This window comes from Candidatus Campylobacter infans, from assembly GCF_013416015.1.
GTDB lineage: Bacteria > Campylobacterota > Campylobacteria > Campylobacterales > Campylobacteraceae > Campylobacter > Campylobacter infans.
Window position 1 is genome coordinate 1,033,985 of record NZ_CP049075.1, and the last position, 16,157, is coordinate 1,050,141.

Sequence of the window (16,157 nt, forward strand, 5' to 3'; positions counted from 1 at the left end):
AAAAATGAAAACAATTTTACTTGGTGCGGTTGCTTACGACCCTAAGGTTGTTCCCATTTGGGATATTATAAGAGAATACGCGAATAATTATGGTTGCAAGCTTGATTATGTGCTGTTTAGCAACTATGAAAGGCAAATTGATGCCTTGCTTAAAGCTCATATTGACATAGCGTGGAACACCAACACAGCTTGGATTCGCACGCTTTATGCCACGCAAAACAAAGCAAAAGCACTCATTATGCGTGATACTGATGTAAATTTCACCACGAAATTTGTGTGTAAAAAGGGCAGTGGGATAAAAACACTCAAAGATTTACAAGGCAAAAACTTTGGGCTTGGCAGTATGGACAGCGCACAAGCTGCTATTATGGCACTTTACTATCTTAAACGAGCGGGCATAAGCCTTGATATAAAGGAATTTAATTCACCCAACGAGTGTGGCAGGGCAAATGAAAAAGAACTTAGCGTTGTTCGTTATAACTCAGATGTTGGCAAGCACGGCGACACAGGCAGAAGTGAATATGATATTTTAGAAGGCATTAAAAGCGGACGGCTTGATGCTGGAAGCATAGGTTCAAGCACTTGGGCTAGGATTTTAGAAAATGGCAGCTACCCTGAGATAGAAAGTTTTTGGACTAGCGAGGGTTATTGTCATTGTAATTTCTCTGTTTTGCCAAATTTTGACGAGGCTTTGGGCGAGAAATTTAGCCAAATGTTGCTTAGCCAAAATGAACGCAAAAACGAAGAGCTTATTTCTAAAATGATGACAATGGAGGGCTTAAACCGCTGGATTCGCGTTGGCAAAAGCGAGCTAGAAGCTTATCATAAGGTCTATGAGGCAATGAAAGAACAAAATTTGCTTGAAAACAAGGTAGGTTAAGCTTGAACTCACACATTTTAAGCCTAAATTTAGGGCAGATTGAACTTGGCAAAGCCTTTTTTTTGCGCCTTGAAAACGCCTTTTTACTTGCTAAAAATGGCGACATTATCGAGGTTTTGAGCGATTTTGACAATTTAGAAAGCGATTTAGTCGCTTGGTGTCATTTTAAGGGCGAAATTTTTGTTGAAAAAAAGCCTTTAAAACACGCTTTTAGCTACTATTTGCGTAAAAATTCACAAGAAAATTTCACGCCCACGCCCTTAAATGTGGAAAATTTAGCCCCCACTATGCTAGGACTTGCCCCGCGTGGTGTTAGCACGCAGCAAGGCAGCCCAAAGTATCATTTTAACTTATCCTCAAAGGAAAATGTGTGGAGCGATTCTCTTATAAAACTTTATGAGGAGGCGAAAAAAGCGCAGTGGAATGCCACAAGAGACATTGCGTGGAATGAAATCCCAAGTTATGAGCAAGCTTATGAGCAAGCTTTGGCGCAGATTATGACTTATTTGATTGAAAATGAGTTTTTGGCCCTTTACATACCTAGTCAGTTTTTGGCTCAAATTTCGCCCTTTTACACCGAAGTGCCGCTATTTTTAGCAAGCATTATAGGCGATGAGGCAAGGCATATCGAGGCTTTTTTAAAAAGGGCAAAAGCCACAAAGCTTGGCGTCCAGCACTCTAGCGTAGCGACTCAACGCAGTCTTTACACGCTTTTTAACGAAAAAGATTATTTTAAATCAAGTTTTTTGCTTCACATTATGGGGGAAGGCACTTTTATTGATTTGCTCGCCTTTTTAGAAGAATATGCCAAAGATGAGCCTACAAAGAGGCTTTTATACCTTGCTAGGCTTGATGAGGCTCGTCATGTTGCCTACGGACAAGAGCATATAAAAAATTCAATCAAATCAAATCCCCACAAAATAGAGCTTTTAAAAGAGTGCGTTTTTTCTCGCCGCCATAGTCTTAATGAGATAAACGCCGAATCAAGCCTCTTGATTGAGGCTTTAAGCGTATTTGCAGGTGGTAGCACAGAGCCAAATGCTTACAAAAAAGGCTTTGAAATGGTTGAAAACTTAAAAGCCAAAATGCATATAAACCGCACGCAAAGGCTTGTTAATTGCGGTATAGATGAGGATTTGGCTGTGGATTTAAGCAAGGCACACACACCAAATTTTATGTGAAATTTGATGTTTTGTTAATTTCTGCGAAAAATTTACAAAATTCGCCCATTTAAGCCCAAAAGATGACTTTAAATACTATTTTTAGCATTGAATTTATGCTATAATTCAAGCATAAAAGGGACGAAAGTGAAAAAATGGTTTGATGAGGACTATGAATTTGAGCTTGAAGTAAGGGGCTTTTTGCGTGGCGATAAAACTGAGGGATATTGCCGAAATGGCGAAGAAATCGGCGACAGCTACAAATGCACCTATGGTTGCCCCACGAATTCACAAGGGCAAGGCATTTGCTCGAAAATGATGATGATACTATTTCCGCTTATGGAGGCGGTGCGAAGTGGCGGAGATTTGCGAAATTTAGGCGGACAGAGCAAATTCAGCAAGGATATAGTTTGCCCCGATGGTTGCGTGATTTTCAAACTCACAGCCAACAAAACAAACAAGCCAAATTTCTTTAAAGTCATCAACGAAAGCAAATAATCACAAACACAAAATCAAATGATTTACACTTGGTTAATGCCTTGATGTTACAATGGTTTATAAAAACAAAAGGAGATGAAATGAAAAAGTGGTTCTTGTGTCTTTTGTGCTTTTGCTTTGTTTATGCAAATGATGACATTGTGATTGATGAGCATTATTTTAATCAAATGCTTTATAGTCTCATCTTTGGGGCAAGTTGTGATGAAAAAGTAGCGCATCAACACTCAGCTTTTAGCCCAAATACCATTACCGTGTATAATGGCAGCAGCATTGATGGTTTAAAATACGATGAAAACTCCAAACAAAGCAAAATCATTCGCTTTGCGGGCAATTTTTTAGTAGGCGGGATAAAAGAAAATGCAAATTTTATCAGTGCTGACAGAGCCATTTCTTACACTCTACAAAATGACACTTTGAGCGTGAAAAGTGTTTGCGATAAGCAAAGTTTTAGCATTTTGCACTTTAAAAACGGCGATTTTAACATAAAACTAGGCACAAATCCCACAAAAGAGCTTGCCATAGTAATCAACGCAAACTCATCTATGCAAAAATACAACGCCGCACTCAAAGAAATAGCCCCTTTTATCGCTCAAAATATCTTTAAAGACGGACAAAACTACGCTAAAATCTCGCTTGTGTTTTTTTCTGGCTTAAATTCAACCGAGCTTGGCACATTTTATGATGAGCAAAGTTTTACAAAGGCTTTAAACAAGATAAAAAGCAAGAACTCACAGACAAAAATGCTTAATCTTTCTTTGATTAAGGCTATGTCAAATTTTACAAAGGACAATGGCTTGACAAAGGAAATTTATCTCATCAGTAACGCTAAGCCAAGCGATATGCAAAACTCTCAAAAGGTGCTTACTTTAACGCAAAATCTTAATCAAAACATAGTCAAAAACTCCAAAAACAAGGCACAAAACCTTGTAAAAATTCACACCTTTGCTATCGGGGCTGATTTAAAATACCTAAAAGACTTAGCCCAAGCTACAAATGGCACTTATCATAAGGCTAGCAATGCTTATGATTTTAAAAAGCAAATTCTTACCACAAGCAATGATGGCAAGGACTTTGATATGCGTAAAATCGACAAAGAAATAAGAATCAACAAGGCACACAAAGCCTACGACCCTGATAACCCTGAGTGATTTTGACTTATGTGATAAAATTTGTTGCATTTTGTCAAATTTTATCACTTTTTTATAGTGCGTTTTCGCTAAATTTTGCGTTTGTATATAGCAAATTTTAGTGAAATCAAGCCTGATTTATACAAGCAAATTAAGAAGCTTCGTTTATAACCTCATAAGCAACATCAACGACTTCATCTCTATCAAAGGTATAGTTTGGCAATTTAGGGCGTTGAGATACGATAGCCACCACGATAGGTTTAAGTATGCTATTTGCATAAAGTAGTATTTGTTTGATTTCAAATTTTTTGCCAAAGAAATTCATATCATCTTGGATTATTTTATTAACTATGGCAGAAAATTTGGCTTCCTCTTCTTTGGATAGTTTAAACAGCACACTTAAAGTGATGATATGTTCAAAAAATACTCGTTGTTTTTTAGCTAAATCATCTTCTATAAATTTATCCATAAGTTTTTTAAGCATAGCTCCACCACCCATTCCACCGAGTAAGCCGCCTGCTAAACCGCCTATTATTGTGCCAACTCCCGGGATAAATGATAGCGCAGCCGCTCCAGTTAATGCCCCAGCTGTTCCACCAGCTATACCGCCAGCATTTACAGCGATATTTTTCACACATTGCATACCAGAGATTTGCCCTCTCATCATTTGCACAAGCTCTACGCTAGAAGTAACCGCCATAGTCGCAGCTGCCACTACAATAGTGCCACGCAATGCACTGTTTGCTGCGCTATTAACCGCTCCTTTACTTGCACTTGACGCACCTTTTTTACCTACTTCGGCTAACGCCCTACCCACTGCATTGCCATTAAAATTAAAATTTATCACTTGTTTTAAAAAATTATTGAGTGCAGGGATTTTTTGTGCTTGCGCTCCAACCATATAGATGGCAAACGCTTTTCCACCAGCATTTATATTTATAATTACAGATTCTTTTAATGCCTTTTTCAAATCCCGCTCTTTAAAATAACAAATACTAACATTTACCACAAAAGACACTCCAAAAGCTACCATAGCTACTACGAAACCATTTCGTGCATCATATTTAAGACTTTCTTTGGTGCAAAATTTGGAATAATTTTTTGCCTCTTGGAGTGTTACACTGCCTTTTCTAACGATATTCTTTGCTTCTTTTGGGTCGGTAACGCCAGGCACTTTGCCTTGCTTTATCTTGTCTTCCATAACTTTTACCGCTTGTTCGTATTGGTCTTTTGGCACTTCAAGCTGCATAGGTTTGCCCTCTTTATTATAATATCTATAATTTCCACTGCCTTTATCATCAAAACCAGCACCTACACTTCTAGCAGCTGTTTTATAATATTTAGTTTGTATTTCAATACCATCCACAAGTCTATCTGCACCATTTAAAGCGTTATCGCCACCTACTATTTTAGCATTTTTACCAGCCCATATATCATTCTCATTATTCATAATCTCAGCAGCAAATCCGTGTCCTGTATCTGCATTTTGTAAAGTTTGAAAATTTTTCGCCCATATCTCAGCTACACCCAAAGTTGTAGCGGCTGTGCTTGTGGTATTTGAGAGATTTTTAATAAATCTTTCTTTATAATCTTCATAGCTTTCGCCATTTAAAATCACGGGGTTTAAATCTTCGCTAATTTCCAAGCATACATTTTCAGTTTTTTCGCATAAGCTTGAACAAAACCACTCACCTTTAATGTCATTTGTGGTGTTTTTGTCCTCCGCCTTGCCACACGATGAGCAAAGGGCAAAATTATCCAAATTTACAAAATTTAATTTACTTGTGCTAAGTCCTGCTTGCGAAAAGTTTGGTTTTAGCTGTTACAATTTGAGAGTTTTGATATTAGATAAATCCAAAACAACAGTTGCTGTTTTGAAGTGTATTTCATACACTATCAGTGATTTTCCGCCATATTCTATTGTTTCTCGGTAATCAGGTATTTTCTCGCAAAAACAATCCGCCAAATCAAAAATAGATTTTTTACTCTTAATAGCAATTCCTTTCGCTTTTATATGCTCGTTTTCTTTTTTTGGGATTGTTGTAAAGGCAACATTTTGATTTTGTTTTATTTCTTTTACTTTGTCGTTATTTTTAAATGTCGCAAAATATATAACATTATTTTCGGGATTGAAATAATAATTAACAACTCTAACATTTGGAATGCCGTCTGCTCCAACGGTTGCTAAGGCAAGGTCGGTTTGTTCTGCCATCATTTTTTGAAATTCTTTGAGCGTATCCATAAAAATTCCCCCTCTATTATTTATATATGATTATAATATAAATAACGATAAAAGTTTTATAAAATTTGAGATTTTTTAAATTGATATGAGAATTTGACATAAAAATTTAATATCTCACCACATTTATTTTGAGGAAATCTCGTAGTTTGTCATACTCGTCCTTTGTGAGATAGCGAAATTTTCGCTCATTTAGCATTTAATTAAAAGCAAATTTAAATTCACAAAAAATTAGCCATTCAGCAAAAGCAGGCTAAACGCCATCACGCCCATTCCCACGAGCAAGCCGTAAAGGCAGTGGTGCGCCTTGCCGTAGAATTTCGCCGCAGGCAAAAGCTCATCAAAAGAAATATACACCATTATCCCCGCCACAAGCGCAAAAATCACCGCTAGCACGGTTTCACTCATAAAGGGCAAAAGTGCCAAAGCACACACAAGCGCACCCAAAGGCTCGCTAAGCCCTGAAAGCGTGGCAGGCATACACAAAGGCTTTTTTCTTGCTACCTGTGGAATGATAAATCGGCAAGGACACCATCATACCCTCTGGTATGTTGTGTATCATCACAGCCAAAGCTATCACAAGCCCGAAAGAAAAGTCGCTCAGCGTAGATATAAAGGTCGCAAAGCCCTCAGGGAAGTTGTGTAGGGCGATGATGATAGCAAGCAAAACGCTCATTCTTTGCAGCTTTTTTTGAAATGATTGAAAACTTAAAAACCAAAATGCATATAAACCGCACGCAAAGGCTTGTTAATTGCGGTATAGATGAGGATTTGGCTGTGGATTTAAGCAAGGCACATCAAATTTTATGTAAAATTTAGCAAGGCAAGGCTACAAATGCCTTGCTAGCGCATTAGCAAGAAAATAACGCATTTACTTAGCGCATTTACAAATACTAGGCCTTTGCTCAAAAACGATAATATAATTTGGCATGATGCTTGCGTGATTTTAAACTCACAAAAGCGTGATTTTTAAACTCACGAAATAAGCCATTTTTTGTGCCTTTACTTACGCAAGCAATAAAATTGCATTAAAGGCAGTGCGCTCTAATCAAGTTCTCTTTGCTTTGGTATTAAAGCTGTGCAAATAAGCGAGATACAAGCAATAACGCCAAAATACACAAAAAAGCCCCATTCTATGCCAAGTGCTTTAAATTGCAAGGCTACATAATTCACGCTTCCGCCAAAAAGTCCCACACTTATCATACACCCAAGTCCAGCACCAAGTGCGCGAATTTGGGGTGGAAAAAGTGAGGTTTTAGAAATGGCTGCCACAGCTGTGTAAAAACTCAACATAAAACACATAAAACAAACTATAACAAAGAGTAAAAACTCATTTGACCCGCTTAATGCTACGCTTTTTAAAGCCATAAAAAGCGGATAAGTCCCTACAAGACAAAAACCAAGATAAATGAAGAGTGAAATTTTAAAGCCTATTTTATCGCTAATTGCACCGATAAAGGGTATAGCCACACACAGCACAAATAAAGAGCCTAGCATAATGTTATTGGCTAAGATTGTATCAACGCCGTTATTTATCATAAATACCTTAGGATAAACTGTGATTGCATAAAAGCCTATGGTGCAACCAGCCGTTACGCCTATTACTATTAAAAGGGCTTTGTAGGATTTAAAAAGGGCTTTAAAGCTCCCTCTATCAGCATAATTTTCAAGGACTTTATGAGAATTATCCTGTATAAAACTTCTAAAAAAGAGGCTTAAAATAGCCAAAACTCCGCCCACGAAAAATAAAATTCTCCAACCAAATTCTTGCATTTGTCTTTCGTCTATAAACAAAAATAAAAGGCTAATGCTTGCAACCGCAAGAAGTTGTCCGCCGATTATGGTAACATATTGAAAGCTTGATACAAAGCCTCTTTTACCTTGTGGGGCGATTTCTGTTAAATAAGCTGCAACTATACCAAATTCCCCGCCAACTGCTATGCCTTGAATAAGCCGCAAAAGCAGCAAAAGCACCACAGCCATATCTCCAATTGCTTGTTTATCAGGTAAAAGGGCTATGCCAAAAGAACCAAATGACATAAAGATGATAGAAACTATCATCGCCTTTTTACGCCCCTTAATGTCAGCCATTTTGCCAAAAATAATGCTTCCAACAGGCAGCATTAAAAAGCCAGCCGCAAAGACACCAAAAATTTCAATTTGCGCAAAAAGTGTTGAAGTGGCATTAGAAAAATTATGAGCAAAATACACAGCCGCAAAACCATAAATATAAAAGTCAAACCATTCAACAAGATTGCCACTACTTGCAGCGATAACAGAGTGAATTTGAGCCTTTTTGCTTAGTTTGGTTGTTTGCATTTTTGTCCTTTTTATCAAGAATTAGCTAGAAATTTTAATTTTTTACTGGCGCGCCGCGTTTAAAATTTATTTTTGTTAGATTAACTAACTCCAACTTGGCTCTATCGTGCAATGGCCTATATCAAATTTTTCATAAAGCGTGCTTGCGATCTTTTTAGATAAACTTTCAAACTCATTTAAGTTTTCTTTATTAATGCGAATATGCATTGTAGCAACGAACATTTTATGCGTGATTTGGCTAATGTGTAAATCTAAAATTTGCTCTACTTCTTTATTGATTAAAATTTGCTGGCTTACTTTTTGCATATCAATAGGCGAACTTTCAAGCAAAACATTTACGCTTTGTTTAATTAATATTAATGCCCAGCGAAGCAAAAGCAAGGCAATTATAAGCCCTAAAATCGTATCTATATAATAAAATTTTGTAAAATACACAATCACACCACCGATAATCACGCCAACAGAGCTTAACAAATCGCTCAAAAGATGAAAAAAGGCCGATTTCATATTGATATTATCCAAATTTGCACCCTTAAACATCAAAACGCCCACAAAAACATTAACCAAAAATCCCACGCACGCCACAATAAGCATAGTTTTAGCATCAATCTCGCTTGGATTTAAAAGCTTTTGTATGGCCTCATAGCTTACAAATCCAGCAGCTAGTAGTATCGTAAGCCCATTGATAAATGCCACCAAAATTTCAAGGCGAAAATAGCCAAAAGTTTTTTGCGGACTTTGGAGCTTTTGCGTGGCTAAAATAGCCAAAAAACTAAGAGCCAGCGCAAACGCATCGCTAAACATATGTAAAGTATCGCTTAAAAGCGCCAAAGAATTGCTAAGCAAAGCATAAATAAATTGAACAATCATCATCGCACTTGTAGCACTAAAAGCTATTAAAAGCACCTTTTTATCGCCTTTTCGTGCATCAAAATGGTTGTGGGCTTCGTGAGCGCCATTAGAGCATGAATGCGCACAATCTGTATGATTTTTTCGTAATAAAGGCTCGTGTAATAAAAACTTAGCTGAATCCATACAATTTCCTTATTTTTTATTAAACTTGATTATTTCAGCATTTCAAAAGCATAGGCTTAGCTAAAATACGGCAAATTTTAATGCTTAAAGTTTAATGTTGTATTAATATTTTTTATGATTTATTTTTATTTGTATTTAAGTATAAAAAGGTATAATTGCGCTCTTTTTTGTGCGCTCTTAGCTCAGCTGGATAGAGCACTTGATTGCGGTTCAAGAGGTCAGAGATTCGAATTCTCTAGGGCGTACCACTTTTTTATAAATCACATTTTTAAACTATCACATTAAATTTTAATCTCTACATCAAGGATTTTTATGCCACGCTTTTTATGCTTGCAAAACTTATCATTATTACTCCTTTTATATTAAATTTATTATTGCGCATACAGCAAATAAAACAAAATATAAGAAATTACAGCAAATAAAATTTTAAAAATATATATAACATTTTCGCAAATTCTATATCAAGTGCCACTATATTTAACTCTACCATCGGCTAAAATAGATTTTAATAATGCAAATTTTATAAAATAATCATATAAACAACCGCTGTATTTTTTTGTATAATACGCGCTTAAAAGTAAGTATAGACCTATAAAAAAAGAAATAACTCCAAATAAAAATGCTTGCTTAAACATATTTTATGCCCTTTTAATTTAAAATTTTGAATTTTTTCCACTGCTACTTACAGATACTATATCAGCAAGATTGTTGCTGTTTTGTAACTTTTATTGGCTAAAAAAGCAGCGTCTTTTATCGTGCTTAGATTTATACTATTTTGCTGTGCCATTATTTTCTCCTTTATTTAAGATTGATTTTACTGATTTGTATGTATTTTGATATTCTATTCTTTTAGTAGAGCCGATGCTACTTAAAAATCTAGTTAATGTGCTTGTGCTATAAGCAATATTATATTCTATTGCTATTACAATGTTTGTACCATTTACTTCAGCATGTACTTCATAAATTGGAAATTTAAAATTAAAAAACGGGCAATTTAAATCTTTGTCTTGGCAGTCTCTTAATTCTTTAGTAGAACCATACCGCCACATTAAATCTTGACTAACATTATTATCTATAATTTCAACAATAGGATAAGAATTTCCAGCTATTAAAGTTGCAACTTTAAACACCACCTTTTGCGGCACTTCAACCTGCCATAAGCTCATAAATGTGCCTAACAAGCCGATACTAAAAAGTGATATCGCTCTGCGTTTTAAGTTATTTTGGGCTAGGGGGTTTGTGTGTATGATGTGATAGTATTTTTCATATGATTCTTGGCTCCGCCAAAAATAGCGCAAAAATACAGGCAAAGATATAAATCCGCAAGCAAATAAAAATGAAAAAAATCTACTTTCTTTATCAAAAAATAAAAAGGCAATGCCACCACAAAGCATTGCTAAAATAAGCACGCTAATCAATACTTTGCTAAATTTTGTAAGCGGTAAAAACCAGCACCCACAAATAGCCAACGCCCAAAAAAGCGGGAAAAACACCATAAAAATCATAAAAAACATAGGCAAAAATATGACAAGAATCATTTTTGTCCTTTAAAAAAAAATTTTGTATTTTTTAATTATAAAATTCTAATGATATTTTAAATAATTCTTATAAAAAAAATCAATAGTTTTATACTAAATTTATTTTTTTATAAAAATATAATTACAATTTAAAATAAATAAAAAATTTTATAAAATGCTTAAAAATTTACAGATTTAAATTGATTCGTAATGTTTTAAAAGTAAAATTTTATTTACTATCTTAAAGGTGTGTAGTTAGCTAATTATACACCTTGTTTTAAAATAGATTGACTTAAATAATTTTATTTGGCTCAATTCACCAAGAATTACAAAAGCTAAATTTAGAGAAATTTTAAGGTCTTTTAACTTCGTAGCTTTACAAGTTATTTAGATATTGAAGCTATATTTATATCAAATGTTACTAAATTGATAAAACAAATTCCATTTAAACCAAGCATATTTATCCTTATAGTGCGTTTTACACACCAAAATGATAATCGTGCTTTCTTTAAAATAATACACAAGGCGGTGTTTGTCATTTATATGCCGTGAATACACACCGCTAATTATAAACACATATAAATCTAATACTTTATAAATAACAATACGCAAAGCAGATCTTACATAATAAACCATCTCATTTAGAAATTACATTAAATAAGATTAGATTATATCAGCGTTTTTTGATGCTAAGGCAGATAATAATTTTATTTGTTCAAAGTCTAGCTCTGTGTTATCATCGAATCTAACTTTATCTATTTTATAGTAATTATCACCAAGAGCATATTCTGCTATTATTTTATTATTTCCTTGTGTTATTATTAGGTCATAGTTAGAATTTGAGCTAAATGATAAATCACTAAGTTTTATGCCATCTTTAAACTCAATAATATCTTTACTATCATCATTTATTCTATAACTATCATAATTATAAATACTATCTACTCCCCAATTTTTACCAAATACATAAGTATCATTACCTCTGCTTCCATTTAAATAATCATTGCCAGATCCACCTATTAAGATATCATCACCATTTTCACCATATAGATAGTCCTTGCCATTGCCACCATCTAGTGTATCATTGCCATTTCCACCATAAATTCTATCATCTCCATCTTCGCCATTTAATATATCGTCTTTTGAGTTGCCATATACATAGTTATTGCCAGAGCCTGCATTTACTGTATTTTCTACATCCATAAAGCCATAAAGATTTTGAGTGCTATCTTTACCTTGTAATACTAATTTTCTTAAATCAGCAAAGCTTAGCTCTGTGTTATCATCGAATCTAACTTTATCTATTTTATAGTAATTATCACCAAGAGCATATTCTGCTATTATTTTATTATTTCCTTGTGTTATTATTAGATCATAGTTAGAATTTGAGCTAAATGATAAATCACTAAGTTTTATGCCATCTTTAAACTCAATAATATCTTTACTATCATCATTTATTCTATAACTATCATAATTATAAATACTATCTACTCCCCAATTTTTACCAAATACATAAGTATCATTACCTCTGCTTCCATTTAAATAATCATTGCCAGATCCACCTATTAAGATATCATCACCATTTTCACCATATAGATAGTCCTTGCCATTGCCGCCAAGCAACACATCATTTGAATACAAGCCATTTAACCTGCTATTGTCATCACCAGCTTTTAAAATTTTTATATTTAAATTATTAGTAATTTGTGTTAAATATTCAGTATCAGTTACTATATTTTGTGCTAATATTTTTTGTGTAGTGTTTAAAATTATAGACTTTTGCTCTTCATCAAGTAAGGCTAAGCTTTCTAAAAAACTCTTTATTTTCTATCGCTTGCTTAATCAACATCGATTCTACCGCTTTTTTTAGATTTTTATCATTGTAAATAGCATTGAATTCAATATAATCTATTAAAGCATCAGCTGCGCTAGTTTGTAAATTTTTCTTTAAATTGCATAGCTACTTTATCAAAAATTTAAAGCAAATTCATAAGTATCATCATCATTTAGCGCCATATTTACTTCTATATTTTTAGCATATTTATCTAGTCTTGTGCTTACTAAAAGAGATTTATACACATAACTTATTATACTATCATATGCTTTTTCAATACTCTGTATTGCGCTTTTTACTTCTTCATTGCTACTTACATATAAAACTTTATTTTCTTTACCGCTAAACACACTTACAACAGCTGCTTTTGTGGCTAGTTCTTTTATTTTAGCACTATCTGTATCACTAATTTTAAACTCATATAAAGCCAAAGCTTGCCCTGGTGTTAGGCTTTTTGAGTTTGGCGCGTTTTCATTACTAGTTATTATATTGCCTTCATTGCTTAGTATTTCATCATTTATAGTGATTTCATTATTATTTGCTCTTTTTATTGCTTCATTTATCCCAGAGCTTGTAGTGCCACTTGCTACTGAGCTTATGTTTATTTTTGCTTTTTGGATAGGGTTATCTAGCTCTTTGTATTGTTTAGCTGTTTTAGCCCATAAATTTACTAATGTTTCAACATTGCTTAATTGTTGTTGTTTTGTATTTAATGCTTTATAACTTTCATAAGCATTTTTTATTTCATCACTTAAAGATAAATTAAAATTTCTTACAAAACCAGTTCCTTTAATAATGCCATCTGTATCATCAAGTATATTTCTTTGTATTGTATCCACACTAAAATCAATATCACTTGCTAGATTATTTTTGCTTTCATTGCTAATATTTGTGCTAAATGAGCCAATTAAAATTTGCTTATTATCTTTATCTAGGGCTGTATTATCAGCCATAAATTCTAAATCTATGCTTTTAATATTATGCTCATTTAGAGTTTTTAGCTCATTTTTTTGGCTTATACCATCGCTGTTTTTATCTTGCCAAACTAAAATTTCATTAAAGGCTTTATCATTACTATCAAAAATGCCATCATTATTATCATCTAAATCTTTTAAAGCCTGGGCGCCGTTTTTAGCTAACTCGCCATTTTTTAGTTTTGTGAAGTTGCCAAATAATTCTGCTCCGCTAGTGATTTTACCATCACCATTTATATCTCTTGCTAAAATGCCATCACTACTATTTACCCAGCTTGATTTAAAAGCTATTTTATCACCATTATGATCAAAGAATACGCCATTTTCTAGGCTTAGAGTATCTATCTTGCCGTTATTGTTTAAATCAAGGGCAATAGGATCGTAAAGACTGATGTTTATGATAGGTAAAAAATGCTCGACTTCATCTAAATTAGCAATAAGCTTTTCTATTAAATGCTCATCGTATCCAGTTATTGCATTTTTAATTATACCAAATATATCCAAGCCATCGTAATTATCGCTATCAAGAGCTATATTTATACCAAATTGTTTCCCACCCAAAGTTCCATTTGATACAGGATCTTTTGCATTGTAAATATTTAGTATGTTCTTTTTTGCTGTGTTTAGCTCATCCTCATTTAAAATATTTTCTACATACGCCTTTACTCCATAAGCATTAAAAGTTATAGTTTGCATATTTAACTTTGCGCCCACTGCTTGTGCTAAGCTTCCGCCTAATGAATGCCCTGCTATGCTTATTTTAGCATCTGGGTTTTGTGCTTGTATTCTAGCTATTTGCTCACTAGCAAAAGCAAAAGCTTGACTAAATTGCTTATTTGTAATATCACCAAGCAAGCCTGTGCTAGTAGCTCCCATTATTAAATTATCACGATAATCTTGTGCATCATTACTGCCACGAAAGGCTATGACATATTCATTTGTGTTTGTGTCTTTAAACACAGTTGCACTAAAACCACCAGTATCAACTCCAAAAAATTTTGATTTTTCATTAATTTGGTCGATAACTTCAAAACTAGAATTTGTAGCAGGGTTGGTGATTATTCCATCTTTTGGCAAATGTTTATCTTTTTTGTAATCATCATCGCTAGTCGGCTTTTCAACTTTATAAGCTTCATTTGCCAAATAAGCAAAATTTTTAACATCTGTAAGCGCAATGTTTTTCATTTTTTTTCTCCTTTTTGATGTTGTTTAATATATTCAAGTATAGTAAGTTTTTTTCCATTTACTTTATATTTAGATCCGTGTGTAAAACCCGTGCATTTACTGCCCGTTTCTATATTTCTTAAAAAGCACATCAAAGTACTTTCTGCTATAAAAGCTGTTTTTATTTGGCCTATTTTTCGTTCATTGATTGTTTTATTTATATCATCATAGATATAAACTTCTGCTTTTCTAAAATAAATCTCAAATAGTGAAATATTTGGCAAATACCCATCATTTTCAAACTTTAATTTTATATTAGATTTATCATTTTCATTTAGCACTGTGTAGTTATTATTAAATATTTCTATCCCAACATCAATCATGTTAATTATTATCTTTTGCGGCACTTCAAGCTGCCAAGCATAAACTAAAAGGCACGCGCTTGCTATTGCTAGCCTTAATTTTGTAAAATTTATAAAGTATTGCTTTCTTTTAAGTATTAGTATTGATAAAATCATTACAGGCACGGCAAGAAATAACTCAGCCCCAAAGCCAAAATATAAAATAAGCAAAATAAAAATCGCATAAAAAACCAAAAAGCTTATTTTTACACTAAGCTTTTTACTAAGATTTAGCACGCCAAAAAGCACATAAGCATACAAATAAGCAAGCAAAACACAAAAAGGCACAAACATAAGAATAATTATCAAAAAAATCATAAAATAAAATTCCTTTAAAAAAATTTTGTATTTTTTTAATTATAAAATTCTAATTAATATTTTAAATAATTCTTATAAAAAAAATCAATAGTTTTATGCTAAAATTATTTTTTTTATAAAAATATAATTACAATTTAAAATAAATAAAAATTTTATAAAACGCTTAAAATTTACAGGTAAGGCAAAACCGCAAATAAATTTATTCTATGTTTTAAAATAATATTTTTTAAATTGACTAGTAATGTTTTAAAAGTAAAATTTTATTTACTATCTTAAAGGTGTGTAGTTAGCTAATTATACACCTTGTTTTAAAATAGATTGACTTAAATAATTTTATTTGGCTCAATTCACCAAGAATTACAAAAGCTAAATTTAGAGAAATTTTAAGGTCTTTTAACTTCGTAGCTTTACAAGTTATTTAGATATTGAAGCTATATTTATATCAAATGTTACTAAATTGATAAAACAAAATCCATTTAAACTAAGCCTATTTATCCTTATAGTGCGTTTTACACACCAAAATGATAATCGTGCTTTCTTTAAAATAATACACAAGGCGGTGTTTGTCATTTATATGCCGTAAATACACACCGCTAATTATAAACACACATAAATCTAATACTTTATAAATAACAATACGCAAAGCAGATCTTACATAATAAACCATCTCATTTAAAAATTACATTAAATA

At 33.1% G+C, this 16,157-nt stretch carries 16 protein-coding genes, 1 tRNA gene and 1 pseudogene; 6 read left to right on the top strand and 12 right to left on the bottom strand.

Features of this window, described 5'->3' with window-relative positions; translation table 11 throughout:
* Positions 1-4 precede the first annotated feature (4 nt).
* The 4 genes from CINF_RS05210 to CINF_RS05225 all read left to right on the top strand — a co-directional run bounded on the left by CINF_RS05210 (position 5) and on the right by CINF_RS05225 (position 3,686).
* On the top strand, positions 5-880 hold the full coding sequence (locus CINF_RS05210) for a phosphate/phosphite/phosphonate ABC transporter substrate-binding protein (protein WP_179974745.1): 876 nt from the start codon (positions 5-7) through the stop codon (positions 878-880).
* 2 nt (positions 881-882) lie between these two features.
* A complete protein-coding gene (locus tag CINF_RS05215; RefSeq protein WP_179974746.1) occupies positions 883-2,061 on the top strand; it encodes a ferritin-like domain-containing protein in 1,179 nt (392 codons plus the stop codon).
* A gap of 126 nt (positions 2,062-2,187) precedes the next feature.
* Positions 2,188-2,538: a TIGR04076 family protein gene (locus CINF_RS05220; RefSeq protein WP_179974747.1), complete on the top strand. Its 351-nt coding sequence runs from the start codon at positions 2,188-2,190 to the stop codon at positions 2,536-2,538.
* Positions 2,539-2,618: 80 nt separating this feature from the next.
* Positions 2,619-3,686 (top strand): vWA domain-containing protein, encoded by a 1,068-nt coding sequence (locus tag CINF_RS05225; RefSeq protein WP_179974748.1) that lies wholly within the window; start codon positions 2,619-2,621, stop codon positions 3,684-3,686.
* A gap of 130 nt (positions 3,687-3,816) precedes the next feature.
* On the opposite strand, the gene CINF_RS05230 is transcribed toward CINF_RS05225, so the two are convergent.
* The 3 genes and pseudogenes from CINF_RS05230 to CINF_RS05240 all read right to left on the bottom strand — a co-directional run.
* A complete protein-coding gene (locus tag CINF_RS05230; RefSeq protein WP_179974749.1) occupies positions 3,817-5,427 on the bottom strand; it encodes a hypothetical protein in 1,611 nt (536 codons plus the stop codon).
* A 60-nt stretch (positions 5,428-5,487) separates the two neighbouring features.
* Positions 5,488-5,907 carry a pyridoxamine 5'-phosphate oxidase family protein gene (locus tag CINF_RS05235; RefSeq protein WP_179974750.1) on the bottom strand — a complete coding sequence of 140 codons (420 nt, stop codon included), beginning with the start codon at positions 5,905-5,907 and terminating at the stop codon, positions 5,488-5,490.
* Positions 5,908-6,135: 228 nt separating this feature from the next.
* Positions 6,136-6,595 (bottom strand): annotated as a pseudogene (locus CINF_RS05240) (ZIP family metal transporter); the annotation flags it as partial.
* Between the two features lie 5 nt (positions 6,596-6,600).
* Between CINF_RS05240 and CINF_RS09085 the strand changes: the two are divergent.
* Entirely contained in the window at positions 6,601-6,723 is a 123-nt protein-coding gene (locus CINF_RS09085) for a hypothetical protein (RefSeq protein WP_275690492.1), read from the top strand.
* A 225-nt stretch (positions 6,724-6,948) separates the two neighbouring features.
* Here the strand turns inward: CINF_RS09085 and CINF_RS05245 are convergent, their stop codons facing one another.
* Positions 6,949-8,223, bottom strand: coding sequence for an MFS transporter (locus tag CINF_RS05245; protein ID WP_179974751.1), 1,275 nt, complete (start codon positions 8,221-8,223; stop codon positions 6,949-6,951).
* Positions 8,224-8,307: 84 nt separating this feature from the next.
* Entirely contained in the window at positions 8,308-9,258 is a 951-nt protein-coding gene (locus CINF_RS05250; RefSeq protein ID WP_179974752.1) for a cation diffusion facilitator family transporter, read from the bottom strand.
* 171 nt (positions 9,259-9,429) lie between these two features.
* On the opposite strand from CINF_RS05250, the gene CINF_RS05255 reads away from it, so the two are divergent.
* Positions 9,430-9,506 (top strand) — tRNA-Arg (locus tag CINF_RS05255).
* A 213-nt stretch (positions 9,507-9,719) separates the two neighbouring features.
* Here CINF_RS05255 and CINF_RS05260 read toward each other — a convergent pair.
* The 7 genes from CINF_RS05260 to CINF_RS05290 form a co-directional block, all read right to left on the bottom strand.
* Positions 9,720-9,893 carry a hypothetical protein gene (locus CINF_RS05260; RefSeq protein ID WP_179974753.1) on the bottom strand — a complete coding sequence of 58 codons (174 nt, stop codon included), beginning with the start codon at positions 9,891-9,893 and terminating at the stop codon, positions 9,720-9,722.
* A 135-nt stretch (positions 9,894-10,028) separates the two neighbouring features.
* On the bottom strand, positions 10,029-10,796 hold the full coding sequence (locus tag CINF_RS05265) for a hypothetical protein (RefSeq protein ID WP_179974754.1): 768 nt from the start codon (positions 10,794-10,796) through the stop codon (positions 10,029-10,031).
* 390 nt (positions 10,797-11,186) lie between these two features.
* Positions 11,187-11,411, bottom strand: coding sequence for a type II toxin-antitoxin system YoeB family toxin (locus CINF_RS05270; protein WP_179974755.1), 225 nt, complete (start codon positions 11,409-11,411; stop codon positions 11,187-11,189).
* Positions 11,412-11,438: 27 nt separating this feature from the next.
* Positions 11,439-12,599 carry a calcium-binding protein gene (locus CINF_RS05275; protein WP_338025064.1) on the bottom strand — a complete coding sequence of 387 codons (1,161 nt, stop codon included), beginning with the start codon at positions 12,597-12,599 and terminating at the stop codon, positions 11,439-11,441.
* A 144-nt stretch (positions 12,600-12,743) separates the two neighbouring features.
* Positions 12,744-14,768, bottom strand: a complete 2,025-nt coding sequence (locus tag CINF_RS05280; RefSeq protein ID WP_179974757.1) for a Tle-like phospholipase domain-containing protein — start codon at positions 14,766-14,768, stop codon at positions 12,744-12,746.
* The gene (locus tag CINF_RS05285; RefSeq protein WP_179974758.1) at positions 14,765-15,466 is read right to left on the bottom strand and encodes a hypothetical protein; all 702 of its coding nucleotides are present in this window, start codon (positions 15,464-15,466) and stop codon (positions 14,765-14,767) included. The genes CINF_RS05280 and CINF_RS05285 overlap by 4 nt, the downstream gene beginning before the upstream one ends.
* A gap of 487 nt (positions 15,467-15,953) precedes the next feature.
* The gene (locus tag CINF_RS05290) at positions 15,954-16,133 is read right to left on the bottom strand and encodes a type II toxin-antitoxin system YoeB family toxin (protein WP_179974759.1); all 180 of its coding nucleotides are present in this window, start codon (positions 16,131-16,133) and stop codon (positions 15,954-15,956) included.
* Positions 16,134-16,157 lie beyond the last annotated feature (24 nt).

What these genes read in the sequence shown, in the direction of transcription:
- CINF_RS05210 (WP_179974745.1), top strand. Translation starts at nt 5, where the DNA reads ATGAAAACAATTTTACTTGGTGCGGTTGCTTACGACCCTAAGGTTGTT.
- CINF_RS05225 (WP_179974748.1), top strand. Translation starts at nt 2,619, where the DNA reads ATGAAAAAGTGGTTCTTGTGTCTTTTGTGCTTTTGCTTTGTTTATGCA.
- CINF_RS05235 (WP_179974750.1), bottom strand. Translation starts at nt 5,907, where the DNA reads ATGGATACGCTCAAAGAATTTCAAAAAATGATGGCAGAACAAACCGAC.
- CINF_RS09085 (WP_275690492.1), top strand. Translation starts at nt 6,601, where the DNA reads ATGATTGAAAACTTAAAAACCAAAATGCATATAAACCGCACGCAAAGG.
- CINF_RS05245 (WP_179974751.1), bottom strand. Translation starts at nt 8,223, where the DNA reads ATGCAAACAACCAAACTAAGCAAAAAGGCTCAAATTCACTCTGTTATC.
- CINF_RS05250 (WP_179974752.1), bottom strand. Translation starts at nt 9,258, where the DNA reads ATGGATTCAGCTAAGTTTTTATTACACGAGCCTTTATTACGAAAAAAT.
- CINF_RS05260 (WP_179974753.1), bottom strand. Translation starts at nt 9,893, where the DNA reads ATGTTTAAGCAAGCATTTTTATTTGGAGTTATTTCTTTTTTTATAGGT.
- CINF_RS05265 (WP_179974754.1), bottom strand. Translation starts at nt 10,796, where the DNA reads ATGATTCTTGTCATATTTTTGCCTATGTTTTTTATGATTTTTATGGTG.
- CINF_RS05270 (WP_179974755.1), bottom strand. Translation starts at nt 11,411, where the DNA reads ATGGTTTATTATGTAAGATCTGCTTTGCGTATTGTTATTTATAAAGTA.
- CINF_RS05280 (WP_179974757.1), bottom strand. Translation starts at nt 14,768, where the DNA reads ATGAAAAACATTGCGCTTACAGATGTTAAAAATTTTGCTTATTTGGCA.
- CINF_RS05285 (WP_179974758.1), bottom strand. Translation starts at nt 15,466, where the DNA reads ATGATTTTTTTGATAATTATTCTTATGTTTGTGCCTTTTTGTGTTTTG.
- CINF_RS05290 (WP_179974759.1), bottom strand. Translation starts at nt 16,133, where the DNA reads ATGGTTTATTATGTAAGATCTGCTTTGCGTATTGTTATTTATAAAGTA.